At 55.8% G+C, this 19,718-nt stretch carries 20 protein-coding genes and 1 pseudogene; 11 read left to right on the top strand and 10 right to left on the bottom strand.

All coding sequences use genetic code 11. The features are described 5' to 3' along the window. Positions 1 to 22: 22 nt before the first annotated feature. On the bottom strand, positions 23 to 706 hold the full coding sequence (locus tag D5067_RS03690) for a molybdate ABC transporter substrate-binding protein (protein WP_119936234.1): 684 nt from the start codon (positions 704 to 706) through the stop codon (positions 23 to 25). Further along, positions 706 to 1,758 carry an ABC transporter substrate-binding protein gene (locus D5067_RS03685; protein WP_119936235.1) on the bottom strand — a complete coding sequence of 351 codons (1,053 nt, stop codon included), beginning with the start codon at positions 1,756 to 1,758 and terminating at the stop codon, positions 706 to 708. The genes D5067_RS03690 and D5067_RS03685 overlap by 1 nt, the downstream gene beginning before the upstream one ends. 164 nt (positions 1,759 to 1,922) lie before the next feature. Here D5067_RS03685 and D5067_RS24095 point away from each other — a divergent pair. From D5067_RS24095 to fucR, 3 genes and pseudogenes are all read left to right on the top strand, one after another. After that, positions 1,923 to 2,033, top strand: a pseudogene (locus D5067_RS24095) (glycine zipper family protein); the annotation flags it as partial. Between the two features lie 123 nt (positions 2,034 to 2,156). Next, a complete protein-coding gene (locus D5067_RS03675; RefSeq protein WP_119936236.1) occupies positions 2,157 to 3,140 on the top strand; it encodes a sensor domain-containing diguanylate cyclase in 984 nt (327 codons plus the stop codon). Next, positions 3,137 to 3,853, top strand: a complete 717-nt coding sequence (fucR, locus tag D5067_RS03670) for an L-fucose operon activator (protein WP_119936237.1) — start codon at positions 3,137 to 3,139, stop codon at positions 3,851 to 3,853. Before D5067_RS03675 ends, fucR begins: the two co-directional genes overlap by 4 nt. Here the strand turns inward: fucR and D5067_RS03665 are convergent. Together D5067_RS03665 and D5067_RS03660 are read right to left on the bottom strand one after the other, a co-directional pair. After that, the gene (locus D5067_RS03665) at positions 3,835 to 4,122 is read right to left on the bottom strand and encodes a DUF2623 family protein (RefSeq protein WP_119936238.1); all 288 of its coding nucleotides are present in this window, start codon (positions 4,120 to 4,122) and stop codon (positions 3,835 to 3,837) included. The genes fucR and D5067_RS03665 overlap by 19 nt on opposite strands. Before the next feature lie 104 nt (positions 4,123 to 4,226). Next, on the bottom strand, positions 4,227 to 5,774 hold the full coding sequence (locus tag D5067_RS03660) for a methyl-accepting chemotaxis protein (RefSeq protein ID WP_119936239.1): 1,548 nt from the start codon (positions 5,772 to 5,774) through the stop codon (positions 4,227 to 4,229). 507 nt (positions 5,775 to 6,281) lie between these two features. On the opposite strand from D5067_RS03660, the gene D5067_RS03655 reads away from it, so the two are divergent. Next, a complete protein-coding gene (locus D5067_RS03655) occupies positions 6,282 to 8,873 on the top strand; it encodes an autotransporter outer membrane beta-barrel domain-containing protein (RefSeq protein ID WP_119936240.1) in 2,592 nt (863 codons plus the stop codon). A 48-nt stretch (positions 8,874 to 8,921) separates the two neighbouring features. Here D5067_RS03655 and yghX read toward each other — a convergent pair whose 3' ends face one another. Further along, positions 8,922 to 9,809 carry a YghX family hydrolase gene (gene yghX, locus D5067_RS03650; protein ID WP_119936241.1) on the bottom strand — a complete coding sequence of 296 codons (888 nt, stop codon included), beginning with the start codon at positions 9,807 to 9,809 and terminating at the stop codon, positions 8,922 to 8,924. A gap of 82 nt (positions 9,810 to 9,891) precedes the next feature. On the opposite strand from yghX, the gene D5067_RS03645 reads away from it, so the two are divergent. Beyond that, entirely contained in the window at positions 9,892 to 10,932 is a 1,041-nt protein-coding gene (locus D5067_RS03645; RefSeq protein WP_119936242.1) for an aldo/keto reductase, read from the top strand. Positions 10,933 to 11,000: 68 nt separating this feature from the next. Here D5067_RS03645 and D5067_RS03640 read toward each other — a convergent pair whose 3' ends face one another. Continuing rightward, entirely contained in the window at positions 11,001 to 11,489 is a 489-nt protein-coding gene (locus tag D5067_RS03640) for a TIGR00645 family protein (protein ID WP_119936243.1), read from the bottom strand. Positions 11,490 to 11,570: 81 nt separating this feature from the next. Beyond that, positions 11,571 to 12,074, bottom strand: coding sequence for an ESA_00282 family adhesion-associated protein (locus tag D5067_RS03635; protein WP_119936244.1), 504 nt, complete (start codon positions 12,072 to 12,074; stop codon positions 11,571 to 11,573). Positions 12,075 to 12,176: 102 nt separating this feature from the next. Here D5067_RS03635 and D5067_RS03630 point away from each other — a divergent pair, with 102 nt between their 5' ends. Further along, a complete protein-coding gene (locus D5067_RS03630) occupies positions 12,177 to 12,581 on the top strand; it encodes a hypothetical protein (RefSeq protein WP_119936245.1) in 405 nt (134 codons plus the stop codon). A gap of 4 nt (positions 12,582 to 12,585) precedes the next feature. Continuing rightward, positions 12,586 to 13,026: a cytoplasmic protein gene (locus D5067_RS03625; RefSeq protein ID WP_374208607.1), complete on the top strand. Its 441-nt coding sequence runs from the start codon at positions 12,586 to 12,588 to the stop codon at positions 13,024 to 13,026. A 39-nt stretch (positions 13,027 to 13,065) separates the two neighbouring features. Here D5067_RS03625 and exbD read toward each other — a convergent pair whose 3' ends face one another. Both exbD and exbB read right to left on the bottom strand, forming a co-directional pair. Further along, the gene (gene exbD, locus D5067_RS03620; protein ID WP_010435590.1) at positions 13,066 to 13,491 is read right to left on the bottom strand and encodes a TonB system transport protein ExbD; all 426 of its coding nucleotides are present in this window, start codon (positions 13,489 to 13,491) and stop codon (positions 13,066 to 13,068) included. A 4-nt stretch (positions 13,492 to 13,495) separates the two neighbouring features. Beyond that, complete coding sequence (gene exbB / locus D5067_RS03615; RefSeq protein WP_119936247.1) at positions 13,496 to 14,227, bottom strand: tol-pal system-associated acyl-CoA thioesterase; 732 nt, start codon at positions 14,225 to 14,227, stop codon at positions 13,496 to 13,498. A gap of 251 nt (positions 14,228 to 14,478) precedes the next feature. Between exbB and metC the strand changes: the two genes are divergently transcribed. Together metC and yghB are read left to right on the top strand one after the other, a co-directional pair. Then, positions 14,479 to 15,666 (top strand): cystathionine beta-lyase, encoded by a 1,188-nt coding sequence (gene metC / locus D5067_RS03610; RefSeq protein ID WP_119936249.1) that lies wholly within the window; start codon positions 14,479 to 14,481, stop codon positions 15,664 to 15,666. A gap of 143 nt (positions 15,667 to 15,809) precedes the next feature. After that, complete coding sequence (gene yghB, locus D5067_RS03605) at positions 15,810 to 16,469, top strand: DedA family general envelope maintenance protein YghB (RefSeq protein ID WP_119936250.1); 660 nt, start codon at positions 15,810 to 15,812, stop codon at positions 16,467 to 16,469. A gap of 44 nt (positions 16,470 to 16,513) precedes the next feature. Here yghB and D5067_RS03600 read toward each other — a convergent pair whose 3' ends face one another. Next, entirely contained in the window at positions 16,514 to 17,413 is a 900-nt protein-coding gene (locus D5067_RS03600; protein ID WP_119936251.1) for an AraC family transcriptional regulator, read from the bottom strand. 195 nt (positions 17,414 to 17,608) lie between these two features. Between D5067_RS03600 and yqhD the strand changes: the two genes are divergently transcribed. Together yqhD and dkgA are read left to right on the top strand one after the other, a co-directional pair. Then, complete coding sequence (yqhD, locus tag D5067_RS03595) at positions 17,609 to 18,772, top strand: alcohol dehydrogenase (RefSeq protein ID WP_119936252.1); 1,164 nt, start codon at positions 17,609 to 17,611, stop codon at positions 18,770 to 18,772. Positions 18,773 to 18,877: 105 nt separating this feature from the next. Further along, entirely contained in the window at positions 18,878 to 19,705 is an 828-nt protein-coding gene (gene dkgA, locus D5067_RS03590; protein WP_119936253.1) for a 2,5-didehydrogluconate reductase DkgA, read from the top strand. The last annotated feature ends 13 nt before the right edge of the window (positions 19,706 to 19,718 follow it).

Below are 19,718 nucleotides of genomic sequence, written 5' to 3'. Positions count from 1 at the left end.
AGCGCAGCGCCGCCCGGCGAAATTACACGCCGAACCCTGCATTCAGCAGGATCGCCTTTGCCTTTTGCGACACCAGATAATCCGCCAGCGCGTTCCCCTGTGCCGTCACCACCGCGCTGGCATACTCCGCACGCGGATTAACTCGCGCCGGAATATCAATGACCGTCAGTCCGGCAACTTCCCGTAGTTTTGCAGCATAGCTCGCATAGCCGACAAACACCTCAGCCTGTCCACCAAGGATTATCCACTCCGCCGCCAGTTTACCTGCCGGAATGGGCGCAGAATCATGCCCACCCACCAGCGCCATCGCCCGAGCACGTACCGCTTCGCCAGCCCCACCCATACGGGTAAACAGCTCCTGCGTGTAATCCCCGGAGGGATCGGCGCCCGCCGTGGAGGTGGCAATGCGTAAATCGCCCCGCGTGAGCACGGAGAGCCAGTCATCCTCTTCGCGCAGCACGTCGCTGCGCACGGTCAGACAAAGTTGATTACTGGCAAACGGCACCACGGACAGCGCCCGCCCTGAGGCCAGTAGCGCCTGCGGATGTGCAAGATTAGCCGAGGCAAAGAGATCGCATTCCTCGCCCGCTTCAATACGTTCCCGCAGCAGCCCCGCCGGGCCGAAATGCGTTTCAACCGGTTCAGGAAAATGCGCGAGCAAGCTCTGCCACACCATCCGCAGACTGCCCGCCGCCAGCACGCGCATCAGTCGATTCCCTGATAGTTCGTGCGGTAGAAGCGCTGATACCAGTCGTTCGCCACCTTGCGCATATCGATGTCCTTAAACTTCTCCGGGTAGAGCTTTTTCGCCATCCAGAGTTCACCAATACCCATCGCTTCCGGCATCGGGTAGCCCCAGGCTTTGGCATAGTCCGGCATCAGGTACACGCGCTGGTTTTTCACCGCGTCGAGAGTCTGCCACTGCGCGCCGGTTTTGATCTCATTGACTACGGACGGATAGCGGTCCTGCACGAAAATCACCTGAGGGTTCCAGGCAATCACCTGCTCCATCGCCACCGTTTTAAAGCCCTGAATCGTTGCCGCCGCCACGTTAACCGCCCCGGCGTGCGCCATCATCAGGCCGGTGTATTTTCCTGAGCCGTAGGTGGTGAGCTCCGGGTTAGCCATGTAGGCGCGAACGCGTTTTTCCGCCGGGATGTCTTTCAGGCGATCGCTGACCATCCTGCGGCCTTTGTCGGTCGCGTCGATCAGCGCTTTGGCTTCCGGCTGTTTATTGACGATCTCGCCAATCAGGGTGATGCCTTCACGCAGCCCCAGATCGTAGGCCTGCTCTTCATCCGCCATCGTTGGGTTCAGTTTCGCTTTTTCACCGGCGGCATCGTGGCGCAGGGAAATCGCCACCACCGGGATCCCCAGACTGCCGATCTTGTCGATCATCTCCTGCGGCGCGTAGTTAGTGACGAACACCACCTGTGGCTTCAGCGCCACCAGCTTTTCCGGGTCTACGTGGGTGAGATCGCCGAGCGCGGCTTTCTGACTCAGCTCGGGGGCTAAGCGAGCGTAACCATCGCCCAGCTGCTGTTTCCAGTTCGCCATGACGCCGACGATTTTGTCGGTAGCGTTCATCTGCACCAGCAGGTTAAGAGTTTGATGCTGGAGCACCACCACGCGGTTTACGTCGTCAGGGATGGTGACGGTACGGCCAATCTGGTCGGTTATCTGGCGGGATGCCTGAGATGATAACGGAAGTAAAATCAGTGCGCTAAACGCGACTGCCTGCCAAAAGCGCTGTGTCATAATGTCCTCACATTTTCGTTATAAACATAATTATACAGCGATAGCGTCATCGCGTCGCGGTGTGCTTTGTGGGTAGGAAAAACAACCATTATTGGCCAACCGGAAATACGGGCAGGCTGGCAGACTTCCGCGCGTTGTACGATTTCCCACTACAAGGAGCGGTTATGAAACACCTCAAAACGACGCTTATTCTCAGCGCACTGCTGGTTTCGACCTCAGGCATGGCAATGGATAAAACCGCCCCCGGTGCGGTAGCGGGCGCAGCGATTGGTGCCGGCGGCTACTGCGTTTGCGCGGCCTTTTTATCTCTGATGCAAATCCCCCTCTTTTTTCAACATCATATTTACATTGCCGAATAAACTGGCAAGAATCATTCTTATTTCCCTAAGAACCTACGCATGTCAGAACAGGCGCTCAAGCAGCAGATTCAGAATCTGAAGAAGCACAATGCCCGGCTTGCCAGGCTGGCGCGTGACGCCCGCAGCAAGCTCAGCGCCGCGCTTGACGGCACGGGCCTGTGCCTGTGGCAGCTTGACGTGCCAACGGGAAAACTGATTATTTATAATCGGCGCTGGGGCTCGATGCTTGGCTACCAGCCAAAAGAGCTGAGCGCCCAGTTTGACATCTGGCGTGAGCATCTTCACCCGGACGATAAACAGCAGGTGCTGGACGCGTTTTACGATCACCTGCACGGCAAAACCCCCTTCTATGAAGCGCTGCACCGGATGCAGCACAAAAACGGCACCGTCACCTGGGTACTGGATCGCGGCCGCGTGACGGAGTGGGACGCGGAGGGCAACCCTCTCAAGGTTACCGGCACCCACATCGACATGACCAAAGAGAAGCAGTACGAGGAACAGCTCGCGCAGCTCGCCAACCACGATCCGCTCACCGGGCTTGCCAACCGCCACGCCCTGATTAAACATTTTGAGCAGCTGAAAGCAGCGGGTCCGCTGTGCGTGGCGTTTATCGATCTCGACGACTTTAAAACCGTCAACGACACCTTCGGCCACCGCAGCGGCGATGAGCTCCTCATCCAGCTCAGCCAGCGCCTGCGCGGGAGCTGCCCGGCAGGCACGGTTGTGGGCAGGCTCGGCGGGGATGAGTTTGTCCTGCTGTTGCCCTTCCCGCTCGCCAGCCTGCTGGTGAACAGCACGGCGCACGGCTGCCTGCGGGCGGCCTTAACGCCGTTCGAGCTGGATAACGGCGAGGCGCGCGTCGGCGCGTCGATTGGTATCGACGAGGTGCATATTCAGGATGATTTTGTGAACGCACTCCGGCGGGCTGACCAGTCGATGTATCAGATCAAACACACCGGGAAAAACGGGGTGGCGATTGGCAGCACGCTTCTTTCCGTTTCGCGAACGGGGACCGACGCATGAAGCAGACCCGCCAGCAGCATATCGTGGAACTGCTGAGCGGCTGCGACTGGCTGACCACCGATGCGCTTGCACAAACGCTCGCCGTCAGTAAAGAGACGATCCGCCGTGACCTGAACGGGCTGCAGCAGCAGGGCAAGATCCTGCGGCAGCATGGACGCGCACGCCTGATTCAACCAGACAGCCGGGACGGTGGGGAACCCTTCGGCGCGCGCCTGAAGAGCCATTATGCCGATAAAGCCGACATTGCCCGCCACGCGCTGGACTGGATCAGCGAAGGCATGACGCTGGCGCTGGATGCCAGCTCCACCTGTTTTCACCTTGCCCGCCAGCTACCGGATATCGAACTGACCGTGTTTACCAACAGCTTGCCCATCTGCCACGAAATGGCCAGGCGCGAGCGCATTACGCTTATCTGTTCGGGCGGCACGCTTGAGCGAAAATACCGCTGCTACGTGAATCCCGCACTGGTCACCCAGCTTAAAGGGCTGGAGATAGACCTGTTCATCTTCTCGTGTGAGGGCGTCGATGAGGAGGGCACGATGTGGGATCCGGTGGAGCACAACGCAGCCTTTAAAACACAGCTGCTTGGCCGCGCCAGCCAGTCGCTGCTGCTGATCGATAAAAGCAAGCTCCAGCGTTCGAGCGACGTGAAGATTGGGTTGGTCTCGCAGGTGACGCAGGTCATTACCGACGCTCACCCTTCCAGACGATAGCCCGCCATAAAGTAGCGCAGCGCGGCGCTGGAGTGATTTTCCCGGAAGAAGTCCATCACCATATCCCGGTCGAGCCCGTAACGACGCGTCAGGATACCCGCCTCCCACGCGCTGAGCTGGCGATCGCCGGTTTTCTCAAACATCCGGTGCGAAAAGCCCAGAACAAAGCCACGCTTATAGTCTGAACAAAAATGTGCCACGTTTTTTGCAGTATCGGCCTGTGCGGCCCGCATTCCCGCCATCAACCCTTTGCCAAAATGGTTATCCATCGCGATACCCCCAATCGTTATATATAAAATTATATAGCGATATTTTGAGCGCTGGCTAGTGAAAATTAAGGCCGCAGCGATGCGGCCTTTGATGGAAGGGAAGATTAGGCTGAGAGGCGGAACTTCTGTACCGAGCGCTGAAGGTCTTCAGTCTGGCGTTCAAGTGCGGCAGCCGCTGCGGAGACTTGCTCCACCAGCGAGGCATTCTGCTGGGTCACGCCGTCCATCTGGGTAATGGCGATGCCCACCTGAGAAATGCCCTTACTCTGTTCCTCAGAGGCAGAGGCGATTTGCTTCATGATGGTGGTCACTTCGGTCACGTCGCGCAGAATCGCTTCCATGGTGGTGCCCGTGTCGTTAACCAGCTGCGCGCCCTGCTCGACGCGGGAGACCGAATCGGCGATCAGCCCTTCAATCTCTTTCGCCGCATTGGCGCTTCGGCTTGCCAGGTTACGCACCTCCCCCGCCACCACGGCAAAGCCGCGGCCCTGCTCGCCCGCGCGCGCGGCTTCAACCGCGGCGTTGAGCGCCAGAATGTTCGTCTGGAAGGCGATGCTGTTAATCACGGTGGTGATCTCGGCAATTTTCTTCGAGCTGGCAGAAATGCCGCTCATGGTGGTGACCACATCCTCCACCAGCGAGCCGCCGCGGCTGGCCGTGGTCGAGGCAACATCCGCCAGCTCGCTGGCCTGACGTGCGCTTTCGGCGTTCAGTTTTACGGTCGCCGTGAGCTGCTCCATGCTCGCCGCCGTCTCTTCCAGCGCCGCAGCCTGCTCTTCGGTACGCGACGAAAGATCGTTGTTCCCGCTTGAGATCTCCGTTGCCCCGCGCCAGATATTTTCGCTGCCGGAACGGATGGTGCTGACCGCTTCACGCAGGCTGTCCTGCATAGCGCTCAGGAGCGGCACCAGTTGCCCCACGCAGTTGCGGCCAAAGGGCTCAATCGGCTGGCTGAGATCGCCCTGCGCAATCTGGCGGAACTGATGGCGGATGCGATCCAGCGGTTTCACCAGCATCGCCACCAGGTAGCGGTCGGTGAAGAGCAGGATCAGCAGGCCAATAATCGTAGCGGTGATGATTACCGTGCGGGTCATGCTGGTGAGGCCATCAACCACCACGCGAGTGCTGTCGAGCGCCTTCGCCGCGGCGTTATTGAAGTTTTCAGCCGCAGAACCAAACGCGCGGCTCAGCGGTGGCGTGACGTTATTAGCCTGCTGGCGATAGCCGTCCAGCGAGCCCAGCTTCGCCTGCTGCATCTGCGGCGTGACGCCCCGATCGAGCAGCGCCTGCCAGGCACTTAACACCTGCGCAGAAACCTGTTCATCCATTGGGCCAGGCGAGATGGCCTTCATCTCGGCCAGCTTCTTGCTCATATTATCCAGCGCCTGCTGAGCAGAGGCGAGGTCCGGCGTGCCGCCTGCGGCTTTGGTTTCCATTGCGCGGCTCAGGCGCGTAACGAATCGGAAATATTGATCGTTACCCTGGCTGAGCACCGTCATCTGTTTTACCAGCTGTCGGTCAACCTCGTTGCCATCGGAAACGCGGGACAGTGACCAGGTGCTGTACAGACCTACCCCTGCCCACATTAAACAAAAGATCCCCAGTATCGTCAGCATGACGAAACGGATCGTGAAATTGCGAAGCATCTGCATAGAGTATTCCTTGCCGTGAGGGTGGATTCGCCCAGAGGCGAGTACTACCCTCGTTATCGGCAGAAACGGGGGAAGTTATACTCTTTCGTGCGTAATTTTATAAAAAACTTTCCTGTTCTGACGCTGTACGAGAAACGATAATCGCAAGGCGAAAGATCCGCCTGCTAAATACATGTTTTTCCATTTCCGCAGATGATGAAATGTAAAACAGATGCGCATTAAATTAACCATGTAATCCTAAAGGGTTATGTTGCGCGACATTTTTACCTCTGAGGAACCGCATTTTGTGCATAGAAACCTTATAGTTTGCACGCTAATCACTCAATACCATTTGTTATATGAATGCATTTTGTTTTTTAAATTAGTTCTATTTATTTAATCACCGCCAGTCGGGGGCCTGATAACGTTTAAATTTCATTACATCCTTTACCCTTAAGAAAGTTCTTAAATTTCATAAATTCATTTAAAAAGGCGCAGACAGCTTTCTATTAATCCAGAGAATGATATATGCGCAAATTAATGAACCGCACGCTGCTTTCGCAGTGTGTATTAGTCGCTTTAACCTCTTTTGGCGCTCAGGCAACCATGACGGCCGCCACACCCTGCAAGGACGGCGTAACAACGCAGACCTGCGGTTTATCGACATATACCGACGGCAGCTTCTATCAAAATCCAGGCGTGACGAATGCTATTATGGCTGACGCTACCGCAACCAATATTTTCATGGACGGCCACAGGAAAACGGGTGACGTGCAGTCATTAACCGTTTCCGGCACCGATATGTCCGGCCATTATATTCAGGGCAGTAACGGCGGTACGGTTAATATCACGCTGAATAACGGCGCAACGGTGGATATGATTGAATCGGGGAATATTGGCGCGACGACCAACACCACCGTAACCGTCGATAATTCAACCCTGAACGGCGAAAACAGCGCGGGAAGCTACGAAGGGGATAAAGCCTATATGATGGGCTCCGCGATTTACCTCGACCCGATGGATAAAGGTTATCATACCGTGAATATCCAGAACGGCAGCGCGCTGCATGGGAGTATTGTGAGCGCAGGTGCCGGTGCGCAAAACATTGCCATGAGCAACAGCACGCTGGATAAAGGCGGTATTTACGCCGGTAGCGATAAATCTGATACGCGTATTACGCTGACCAACGCGTCCGTTGATGCCAGCCAGAGTGAAATTGCGCAGAACATCGATACCCTGGCGGTAAAACTGAGTGATTACAAGCCCTTCAGCGACATCAATCTGGATGCGTTTGGCGACGTTGCCATCGCGATGTATGGGAAAACCGCCGACTCGCTGACGATGGACAGCAGCAGCGTGACCGGAGACGTTGGCATCATCAATGAAAACGGCACCACCAGTCTCTCGTTAACAAATAACAGCGTGGTGAAGGGGAATATTACCCTGGAGGGCAATTCCACGAACGCCATTCTGGTGGATAACAGCACCGTTAATGGCGCGATCAATACCAGCCAGAATAGCGGCAGCACGACCATCACGATGCAGAATAACGCCACCGTAAACGGCGATATTACGACCGGTGCGGGTGATGACACCGTCGTGCTCACCAATAATTCCCACGTTAACGGCAATGTTGACGGCGGCGACGGCAGCGATACTCTCTCAATGGATGCCGGCAGCTCCGTTTCCGGGGAAATAAGCCAGTTCGAGACGGTGAATACCACCAGCGATAACAGCATTGCCATCGATAAAATTAACGATGCAACCAGCTGGAGTTTGCAAAACGGCTCTATTCTGACTGCCGCCACCACCGGCAGCAATGCGTTGGTTAATATGAGCACCGACAGCTTTGTGAACTTCGGTACGATTACCGGAGCCAATAACGCGGTGATCGTGAACAGTATTACCCCGTCCGCGCAGAATCAGCGCAACGTTATTCTTGGGACATTCACCACGTCCGGCAGCAGCGCGCCGGAGAATTATGCTGCAGCAACCTTTACCAACGGTCAGCAGAATGTCGAAAACCGCAGCGGCGCCTATAACTACGATAACAGCCTGAATATCGTCGCCGCTGATAACGCACCACAGACAATGCTTGCCGCGGATAACAGCCAGAGCTGGAATATCGAATTTAACAGCCAGAAGGGCGATCTCGCGAGCGACGTTCAGGGGCTGGTTGCCGGTCTGGATGCCGCCGAGCAGGCAGGGCATCAGGTTGCGGATGACATCAGCAACCATATGAACCAGGTGCATCTGGCGAACCTGCTGGGCGTGCAGCAGGACGGCGCGCAGGTCTGGGGTGATTTCCTCTACCAGAACGGTAATTTTAGCAACGACGTCGACTATAAGAGCATCACCCAGGGGGCTCAGGGCGGCGTGGACTGGACGACGCACCTGAACAACGGCGATAGCGTCACCGGGGGTATCGCCCTGGCCTGGACACGCAGCCGCGTGCAGGATACCAGCGCGGGTGCAGACAGCTTTAAGGACAGCGTTTACGGTAACTACTACAGCCTGTACGGCGGCTGGCAGCAGGCGCTGAACGGCAGAACATGGGGCCTGTTTGCTGACGGCAGCTTCAGCTATGGCGATATGCGTTACACCCTGTCTGCCAGTAACGTGACGGGTGATACCAGCGGCATGACGGAAGCGCTGAACGGCTCTACCGACGGCAGCCTTTACATGGCGCAGGCCCGCACCGGTGTGAACGTGCTGCTGCCGGGCGAAACCCTGCTGCAACCCTACGCCACCTTAGGCTGGGATCAGACCAGGGCGAACGGCTTCTCTGACCGCGAAGTGACCTTTGCCGACAGCCAGGTTTCCTCCTGGAACGGCGGCGCCGGCGTTCGTTTGACCACCACCCTTAGCGATCTGAACAAGAACGTGAAGGTGATGCCATGGATCGACGCTCGTTTCCAGAAAGAGTTTAGCGATGATACCGACATTCAGGCGGCGGATTACCACAACACCTCAGGCCATAACAACACGATGGGCATCTTCGGGGCAGGCATTAATGCCACCATCGCGCATAACTTTACGCTTAACACGGGCGTGTATGTAGGAACCGGTGATGTAGATAACGATGCCAGCGTGCAGGCGGGTATGAGCTACAGCTTCTGAATATAACCTCATTGCCCGGTGGCGCGAGCTTGCCGGGCATACGGCTGTTTATCGTAAATATTTCTCAAACCACCCCAGCGTACGTTTCCAGGCAAGCTCCGCCGCGGGCTCGTCATACCTTGGGGTGGAATCGTTGTGAAATCCGTGGTTTACGCCGGGATAGACATAGGCTTCGTAGATCTTATTATTCGATTTAAGCGCTGATTCATAGGTGGGCCACCCCTCGTTAATATTTTTATCGAGTTCAGCATAGTGAAGCAAAATTGGCGCTTTTATCTTCTGCACATCGGCAGCCGCAGGCTGACGCCCATAAAACGGCACGGCGCAATCCAGCTCCGGGTAAGCGACTGCCGCCGCATTCGAGACGCCGCCCCCGTAGCAAAAACCGGTGATCCCCACTTTACCCGTCGCATCCGGGTGCTTTTTCATAAACTCGACGGCGGCAAAGAAGTCGTTCATCAGCTTTGTCGGATCGACCTTCTGCTGAAGCACTTTTCCCTCTTCGTCGTTGCCCGGATACCCGCCTACCGAGCTTAGCCCGTCCGGTGCCAGTGCAATGTACCCCGCCTTTGCCACGCGTCGCGCCACATCTTCGATATAGGGATTAAGACCGCGGTTTTCGTGTACCACCACCACCGCGGGCACCTTCCCGGTTGCTTTGGCAGGCTTCACCAGATACCCCCGCACCTCGCCATGACCGTTCGGCGACGGGTAAGTGATGTATTCCGGAAGGATATCCGGGTCGGTGAATTTCACCTGCTCTGCCAGGGCATAGTTGGGCTTAAGCATATTGAACAGCGCCAGCGCCGTCACGCCGCCCACGGCGTAGCGCGCCGCAAGGCTGAGGAATTCACGTTTGGTGATTTTACCGTGGGCGTAATAGTCGTAGTAATCGAGCAGTTCCTGGGGAAAGTCTTTGGCAGTCAGGCGCGTCATCGCTTATCTCCAAAATTTGTGATTTGATAAGCATAGAATGAAAACGCTGTTTCGAAAATTCATCGACACGAAAGGAGACATCATGTCCTGGCACCCCTACTCCGGCCGCTATGAAAGCATGCAGTACCGTTACTGCGGGAAAAGCGGCCTGCGCCTACCGGCGCTCTCGCTTGGCCTGTGGCACAGCTTCGGCCACGTCCAGCCCCTCGACTCACAGCGCGCGCTGCTGCGTAAAGCCTTTGACCTCGGCATTACCCATTTTGACCTCGCCAACAACTACGGCCCGCCGGCGGGCAGTGCGGAAGAGAACTTTGGCCGCCTGCTGCGCGAAGATTTTGCCGCCTACCGGGACGAGCTGATTATTTCCACCAAAGCCGGTTACGACATGTGGCCGGGTCCTTATGGTTCGGGCGGTTCGCGAAAATACCTGCTCGCCAGCCTCGACCAGAGCCTGAAGCGAATGGGCGTAGAGTACGTTGATATTTTCTATTCCCACCGCGTGGATGAAAACACGCCGATGGAAGAGACGGCCGCCGCGCTGGCCCACGCCGTTCAGAGCGGAAAGGCGCTGTACGTGGGCATTTCCTCCTACTCCACGGAGCGCACGCAGAAAATGGCCGGGCTGCTGCGCGAGTGGAAAATACCGCTGCTGATCCATCAGCCTTCCTATAACCTGCTTAACCGCTGGGTCGATAAAACCGGTCTGCTGGACGCGCTGGCGGTGAACGGCACCGGCTGTATCGCCTTTACGCCGCTGGCGCAGGGGCTGTTGACCGGGAAATACCTGAACGGTATTCCTGAAGGTTCACGTATGCAGCGCGAAGGTAAAAAAGTGCGCGGCCTGACGGAGAAGATGCTCACCGAAGCCAACCTCAATAGCCTCAGGCTGCTCAACGAAATGGCCCATGCCCGCGGGCAGACGATGGCGCAGATGGCGCTAAGCTGGCTGCTGAAGGACGAACGGGTGACGTCTGTGCTGATTGGCGCGAGCCGCCCGGAGCAGCTGGAAGAGAACGTTCAGGCGCTGAATAACCTGCGCTTTACGGACGATGAGCTTACGCGGATTGACCAGCATGTTACGGATGGGGAGTTGAATTTATGGCAGGCGTCGTCGGATAAATAGTGCAGCCTGATGCCCTCACCCCGCCCCTCTCCCACGGGGAGAGGGTTAGGGTGAGGGGTAAGGTATATTTACTTCTTACTGATCTTATCCAGATACCCCATCACAAACGCCGACAGCACGAACGTCAGGTGGATAATCACGTACCACATCAGTTTGTTATCCGGGACGTTCTTGGCGTCCATAAACACGCGCAGCAGGTGAATAGAGGAGATGGCGACAATCGACGCGGCCACCTTATTCTTCAGCGACGTGGCGTCCATTTTGCCGAGCCAGCTTAGCTTCTCTTTGTGCGCAGCGATATCTAGCTGGGAGACAAAGTTTTCATAGCCGGAAAACATCACCATCACCAGCAGGCCGCCCACCAGCGTCATATCCACTAGCGACAGCAGAACCAGAATCAAATCCGCTTCGGCAATGGAAAAGATATTGGGCAGAACGTGTAAAATTTCCTGGAAGAACTTAATCGTCAGCGCGACAAGCGCCAGGGAAAGGCCAAAATAGACGGGCGCCAGTATCCAGCGAGAAGCGTACATTGCGTTTTCAAAGAAGCGTTCCATAAAGTCCTGTCTGCAAACGAAACCAGCGCCCAGTATATCTCAACGGCGCTGACTGTTTGCAACAACTAACCAACACAACGCCTACACGTCCTCTGGGTTCACTTCCGGACGCGCATACTCCGGCCAGACCAGCACCACCAGCTCCGGGTAGGCTTCGAGGCTGAATTCGCGAAAACACTGACGCAGGTTGAGTACGTCTAAATCGGAATACGAGACCTTCTCACCGTTAAGACAGCGCTTTTTGATGTTGTCGTAATATTTATACACCGCCGAGTTGAGATCGCTGCAGCGACGCTGTGCGTCAAATAGCCCCGGCGTATCATTAATTTCTGTCATTTTCATACGTTTAATTGTCGCATGAAGAAAGTCGATATATTCGTGGTTGACCCGCCAGTACCAAACAGGGGTCACCGCGTTCATCAATACCGAGAAATGGTCTTCCCCTTCCTCTTTTGTCATCAGTTCAGGCTGTGGCAGTTCGCTGGCGTCTTTCGACACTTTCGGTTTATTGAACTCTTGCATCAATAAAAGAACGCCAGCGGTCAGTAATAGTAATGTAATGACCGTGAAAAAAATGCTGTTCATGGGTAGGCTCCATTTTTTTTGATTTTAAAATTGCCTCATGTTATTGTCAACGAATCTCACGCCTTTACCGACCCCACCCTTTTGAAATTAAAGGAAATCTAAATGCTGCCCGACAATCTTGTCCCGGCTAAGTACCACATTGCGCCTGTGGAACAGCCTTCGACGGAAGCAGAAAAAAAGGCTAATTTCACTCAGGGAAAAAGAACGCTCTCCGATTATGAGCCAGAGATATTAATTGGTGTTTCCCAAAGCGGGAAATCCCGTAATATGTTGCTGGAAGAGCACGATCGCCATATAAAAGACCGCTTATTTCGCGCAGTAAAAATCGAAGCCTTTGTTCACCTGCTGGACGACCTGCAGGCCGAGGGCGAAATAGATGCCCAGACGCTAAGTCAAATAATTACCGAAAAAACCAAAGAAATAAATGAAGCCGGTAATGAAATTTGGCTTAACTTAATTACGCGTGAAAAAAACACCCTTGTCTTTTATAACCTGGGGGAAGATTAACGTGATGGAAGTTAAAGATAATAACGTTTATTTGACTTTAGATGATAAAAAAAGTGATGAATTTATCTTAAAGCAGAATCTCGAGGCGTTAAAAAAGAGTAAGAACGCCGAGATAACGCGAATAACGCAGGACCTGGTCTCTATCCCGGCGACGCTGGTTCGCCTGAAATGGCAGAACCGACGTGAGATTTACGCGCTGCAGGTCAAAGAAGAGATTTACGGCGCGGTGATGAATGCCATCATCGAACAGCGCCCTGAGCTCAAAGAGAAGCTCCTGGGGCGTCTGGAGGCCAACTACCAGTATCTGCTGGCGAGAGAGACCGCCACGCTGCGTCTGAGCCGCAAATTGTCCGAGGGCGATTACCGCACCTCGAACGTCACCTTTGTGGCGCTCAACGACGACCCGTCCCCTGCCGGCCCGGCTGAAGCCAAAAAACATCCGTAGTACAGGCAAAAAAAAGCTGGCTTTCGCCAGCTCTTCGTTTTATTTCGCGGCCGCTTTCTCTTCGCCGACCAGACCAATCTTCAGGTACCCCGCCTGATGCAGCGTGTCCATTACCCTCATCATGGTTTCATAATCAACGGTTTTGTCCGCACGGAAGAAGACCGTGGTGTCTTTCTTCCCACCGGTAAGCTGATCCAGCGCCGGGATAACAGAGGCATCCGTCACCGGGTCGTTGCCCAGGAACATGGATTTATCCGCTTTTACCGACAGGTAAATCGGCTTTTCCGGGCGCGGCTGCGGCTGGCTAGAAGACGCGGGCAGATTCACCTTTACGTCAACCGTTGCCAGCGGCGCTGCCACCATGAAGATAATCAGCAGCACCAGCATGACGTCGATGAACGGCGTCACGTTGATTTCGTGCATTTCGCCGTTATCGTCCAGATTTTCGTTAAGACGCATTGCCATACAATCAACCTACGCGCAGTTTAGACGCCGCATGCACCGGTTTAGCGGCGCTGGCATTGAGGTCCAGATCGCGGCTTTGCAGCAGCATAACCTGGGCGGCAACGTCGCCGAGGGTCGCTTTGTAGCTGCCGATCATGCGCGCGAAGATGTTATAGATAACAACGGCTGGAATCGCCGCGACCAGGCCGATTGCCGTAGCGAGCAGCGCTTCTGCGATACCCGGCGCCACAACCGCCAGGTTGGTGGTTTGGGTCTGCGCGATGCCGATAAAGCTGTTCATGATGCCCCAGACGGTACCGAACAGGCCGACGAACGGAGAGATAGCACCGATAGTCGCCAGATAGCCATTGCCACGGCCCATATGACGCCCCACGGCGGCAACGCGACGCTCCAGGCGGAAGCCGGTGCGTTCCTTAATGCCTTCGTTATCTTCACTGCCTTCGGACAGTTCCAGCTCGTTCTGCGCTTCGTTCACTAATAAGGACGTCAGGCTTTTGGCGTGGAAGGATGAAGTCATATCAGAAGCCTGATCCAGCGAGCGGGCTTCGCCCAGCTGCTGCTGCTCGCGCTTGAGGCGGCGCTTCTGCGAAATAAGCTCAACGCTCTTGCTGAAGAAAATAGCCCAGGTGACAACGGACGCCAGAATCAGGCCGATCATCACAATCTTAACCACGATGTCAGCATGATGGTACATGCCCCAAACGGAGAGATCCGTTTGCATCAAATTATTACCCACTCTGTATCTCCAGGACGCAAATCACAAAATCTGAGCGTAATAATATCAAAACGTCGTCGAATTGATAGTAGTTCTCATTAGTATTTACATACTGCCGTAATTTTCGCTCACTTTCCTTGCGCTTACGCAGTAAAAATTTCTTATGCGTATTTTTCATAAAATTTTCTGCTTATTCGATAAGCAGGCGGGTGCAGATTTTTACAATCGTGGTAGTCTGGACGTCCAGACGTATAAAAACAGGGTTGGCGAACATGACAAAGAAGCATCTTGATACCACGCTGGTGCAGGCCGGACGCAGCAAGCAATATACCCAGGGATCGGTCAACAGCGTGATTCAACGGGCCTCCTCGCTGGTATTCGATACTGTGGAGGAGAAAAAAATCGCCACGCGTAATCGCGCCAAAGGCGGGCTGTTTTACGGTCGTCGCGGCACGCTAACCCACTTTTCACTACAGGAAGCCATGTGCGAGCTGGAAGGCGGCGCGGGCTGTGCGCTGTTCCCATGCGGCGCGGCGGCTGTGGCCAATACCATTCTGGCGTTTGTCGAACAGGGCGACCATATCCTGATGACCAACACCGCCTACGAGCCAAGCCAGGACTTCTGCACCAGGATCCTCAGCAAGCTTGGCGTGACCACCGGCTGGTTCGACCCGCTCATCGGTGAAGGTATTGCCGAACTTATTCAGCCGAACACGCGCATCGTGTTCCTGGAATCTCCCGGCTCAATCACCATGGAAGTGCATGACGTCCCTGCCATCGTGAAGGCCGTGCGCAGCAAAGCGCCGGAGGCGATCATCATGATCGACAACACCTGGGCGGCGGGCGTGCTGTTTAAGGCGCTGGAGTTCGATATTGATATCTCCATTCAGGCGGCAACGAAATACCTGATTGGCCACTCCGACGGCATGATCGGCACGGCGGTGTCCAACGCCCGCTGCTGGGATCAGCTGCGTGAAAATGCCTACCTGATGGGCCAGATGGTTGATGCAGACACCGCCTACATGACCAGCCGCGGTATTCGCACGCTGGGCGTTCGCCTGCGTCAGCATCATGAAAGCAGCCTGAAAGTCGCCGAGTGGCTGGTGCAGCATCCTCTGGTTGAGCGCGTGAATCACCCGGCGCTACCGGGCAGCAAAGGCCACGCGTTCTGGCAGCGTGACTTTACGGGCAGCAGCGGCCTGTTCTCGTTCGTGCTGAAAAAACGGCTGAGTAACGACGAGCTGGCAGCGTATCTGGATAATTTTACCCTCTTCAGCATGGCCTACTCCTGGGGAGGGTTCGAATCTCTTATCCTGCCAAACCAGCCGGAACAGATTGCGGCGCTGCGGCCTGGCGGCGAGGTGGATTTCAGCGGAACCTTGATTCGTCTGCATATTGGTTTAGAAAATGTTGACGATTTGATTGCGGATTTAGCGGCAGGGTTTGAACGTATCGTGTAGAGTGCAGCCTGAAATGTACTCCCCTGGACGCTTTAGTTAACACTGCAGCCCGAAAAGTCTGCATGACTTGCGCCCGCGATCAAACCCGACGGGCGAAATTGGGAGTACAATAGCGCTATATCTGCTGTTCCACAGGAAAGTCCATGGCTGTTATTCAAGATATTATCGCTGCGCTCTGGCAACACGATTTTGCCGCGCTGGCGGACCCGCACGTAGTGGGTATTGTCTATTTCGTGATGTTTGCGACCCTGTTTCTGGAAAATGGACTGCTGCCAGCCTCGTTTCTCCCCGGTGATAGCCTGCTGCTGCTCGCAGGGGCGTTAATCGGTAAGGGCGTCATGGATTTCGCACCGACGATGGTGATCCTCACTTCAGCAGCCAGCCTGGGCTGCTGGCTGAGCTATTTGCAGGGCCGCTGGCTCGGGAATACCCGCGTCGTAAAAGGCTGGCTGGCTCAGCTGCCGCATAAATATCATCAGCGTGCGACCTGCATGTTCGATCGCCATGGTCTGCTGGCGCTGCTGGCCGGGCGTTTTCTGGCCTTTGTTCGCACCCTGCTGCCAACGATGGCGGGTATCTCCGGGCTGTCGAACCGCCGCTTCCAGTTCTTCAACTGGCTGAGCGCCCTGCTGTGGGTTGGCGTGGTCACCACGCTGGGCTATGCGCTGAATATGATCCCGTTCGTGAAGCGTCATGAAGACCAGGTGATGACTTTCCTGATGGTGCTGCCGCTCTTCCTGCTGGTTGCCGGCCTGGTGGGGACGATTGCGGTGGTGATTAAGAAGAAGTACTGCAGCGCGTGATCCCCTCACCCTGACCCTCTCTCCATAGGGGAGAGGGAAAAAACCTACGCTCCCTGCATCGTTCTGATGCGCGACGCATCTTCCCCCGGCGTAACGCCGAAGTAGCGCTTAAACTCCCGGCTGAACTGCGACGCGCTTTCATACCCAACCCGCATCGCCGCCGCGCTGGCCTTCATACCGTCGTGGATCATCAGCATACGCGCCTTATGCAGCCGGTAGGTTTTGAGGTACTGCAGCGGCGAGGTGCTGGTCACCGATTTGAAGTTATGGTGGAACGCCGAAACGCTCATGTTCGCTTCTGCCGCCAGCTGGTCAACGCTCAGGTTTTCCGTGTACTGGCTTTCAATGCGCTTCAGCACGCGGCTGATCAGGCTGAAATGGGTCTGGCGGCTCACCAGCGCCAGCAGCGCCCCGCCTCCCGGCCCCAGCAGCACGTGGTAGAGAATTTCGCGGATAATCTGCTTGCCGAGAATACGGGCGTCCAGCGGCCTCTCCATCACGTCCAGCAGGCGTTCAATGGCGCACAGAATGTCATCCGATAAGGTCGCAGAGTTGATGCCGCTCGCGGCCATTGAGGGCTGGAACAGCTCGTCTTCTCCAATCTCCATCAGCAGCTCCTGCAGCTGGAGGATATCGACGTTGACGCGAATACCGGCCAGCGGAACCGCCTCTGTCGCGAACGTTTCACATTCGAAGGGTAGAGGTACCGTCAGGAGCAGGTATTCATTGGTGTCGTAACGAAACACCCGCTCGTTGATATAGCCAATTTTATGGCCGGAAAAGAGAAAAACGATGCCCGGCTGGTACATCACCGGCGTTCGCGTCCCCGGCTGTGTGCCATAGAGCAGGCGAATATCCGGCAGCAGCTCTCCCACAGCATTATCTTTATCTATCAGTCTCTTAATCTGCGACGTGAGCTGAAAGCAGATGTCATCGCGGTTCATTTTCTCTGGCTCCGGGTACGGTTTTCGACCTGTACAGTGTGCGCATTTTTTTGTGGATCCTCCAGCACTCTGTAGAAATGGGCAAGACATCGGCAGGAATGTGCATTGAGAGGATAGCGCCGGGCCGCCACAATGTGCAGCATCAGGTAGCCATCTGCGCCACCGCGGTTTTTCACCCACACAAGGGAACGAGCAATGAACAACTTTAATCTACACACCCCAACCCGCATCCTGTTTGGTAAAGACGCAATTGCCGACCTGCGCGAGCAGATCCCAGCCGACGCCCGCGTGCTGATCACCTACGGCGGCGGCAGCGTGAAAAAAACCGGCGTGCTGGATCAGGTTTACAGCGCCCTGGAAGGTCTGGACGTGCGTGAGTTTGGCGGAATCGAGCCAAACCCATCTTATGAAACGCTGATGAACGCGGTCAAAATTGCCCGCAAAGAGAACGTCACTTTCCTGCTGGCCGTTGGCGGCGGTTCCGTACTGGACGGCACCAAGTTCATCGCGGCGGCCGCTCACTACGCTGACGGCATTGACCCGTGGCATATTCTGGAAACCCGCGGCAGCGATATCAAAAGCGCGATCCCGATGGGCTCCGTGCTGACTCTGCCAGCGACCGGCTCTGAATCCAACAAAGGTGCCGTTATCTCCCGCAAAACCACCGGTGATAAGCAGGCCTTTATGAACGAACACGTTCAGCCCGTGTTCGCTATCCTGGATCCGGTTTACACCTACACCCTGCCTGCACGTCAGGTAGCGAACGGCGTGGTCGATGCGTTTGTTCATACCGTTGAGCAGTACGTGACCTACCCGGTTGACGGTAAAATTCAGGATCGTTTTGCAGAAGGCATTCTGCTGACGCTGGTCGAAGATGGTCCGAAAGCGCTGAAAGAGCCGGAAAACTATGACGTACGTGCCAACGTGATGTGGGCAGCGACTCAGGCGCTGAACGGCCTGATCGGCGCTGGCGTTCCTCAGGACTGGGCCACCCACATGCTGGGCCACGAGCTGACGGCGATGCACGGTCTGGACCATGCCCAGACGCTGGCGGTCGTTCTGCCTGCTCTGTGGAACGAAAAACGCGATACCAAACGCGCCAAACTGCTGCAGTACGCAGAGCGCGTGTGGAACATCAACGAGGGTTCTGACGACGCGCGTATCGATGCCGCCATCGAAGCGACCCGCAGCTTCTTTGAAGGCCTGGGCGTGCCAACGCGCCTGTCTGGCTACGGTCTGGACGGCAGCTCTATCCCTGCTCTGCTGGCAAAACTTGAAGAGCACGGCATGACCCAGCTGGGCGAGCATGGCGACATCACGCTGGACGTGAGCCGTCGTATCTACGAAGCGGCGCGCTAAGCGTTTTTGTCATCCCGCCTTTCGTTTTTTGACATTTCGTCCAGACTTAATGCACACACGCCGTCGGGGGTTCGCCCCCGACGGATGGCAAATGAAGGAGGAATAATGGCAAACCAAACCGTAATCAAGCTTCAGGACGGCAACGTAATGCCCCAGCTGGGGCTCGGCGTATGGAAAGCCGGTAACGACGAGGTCGTCTCCGCCATTCATAAAGCACTTGAAGTCGGCTATCGGTCGATTGATACCGCCGCCGCATACAAAAATGAGGACGGCGTGGGCACAGCGCTTGCCAGCGCCGGCGTTGCCCGCGATGAGCTTTTCATTACCACCAAGCTGTGGAATGACGATCAGAAACGCCCTCATGAAGCCCTGCAGGAAAGCCTGGATAAGCTCCAGCTCGATTTCGTCGACCTGTATCTGATGCACTGGCCCGTTCCGGCTATCGATCATTATGTGGATGCCTGGAAGGGCATGATTGAGCTGCAAAAAGAGGGGCTGGTGAAAAGCATTGGGGTGTGTAACTTCCAGGTGCATCACCTGCAGCGGCTGATTGACGAAACGGGCGTGGCGCCGGTGATCAACCAGATTGAGCTGCACCCGTTGATGCAGCAGCGCCAGCTGCATGCCTGGAACGCCACCCACAAGATCCAGACCGAGTCCTGGAGCCCGCTGGCTCAGGGCGGCGAAGGGGTCTTTGACCAGAAAATTATCCGCGAACTGGCGGATAAATACGGCAAGACGCCTGCGCAAATCGTCATTCGCTGGCATCTGGACAGCGGTCTGGTGGTGATCCCGAAATCGGTCACGCCGTCGCGCATCGCCGAGAACTTCGACGTCTGGGACTTCCGCCTGGACAAAGATGAGCTGGGTGAAATTGCGAAGCTGGATAAGGGCAAGCGGCTTGGGCCGGATCCGGATCAGTTTGGCGGATAATCGCGTAAAAAAG

Source organism: Enterobacter huaxiensis, from assembly GCF_003594935.2.
Lineage (GTDB): Bacteria > Pseudomonadota > Gammaproteobacteria > Enterobacterales > Enterobacteriaceae > Enterobacter > Enterobacter huaxiensis.
Note: the sequence above shows the minus strand (reverse complement) of the source record. Positions and strands in the feature narration are given on the sequence as shown.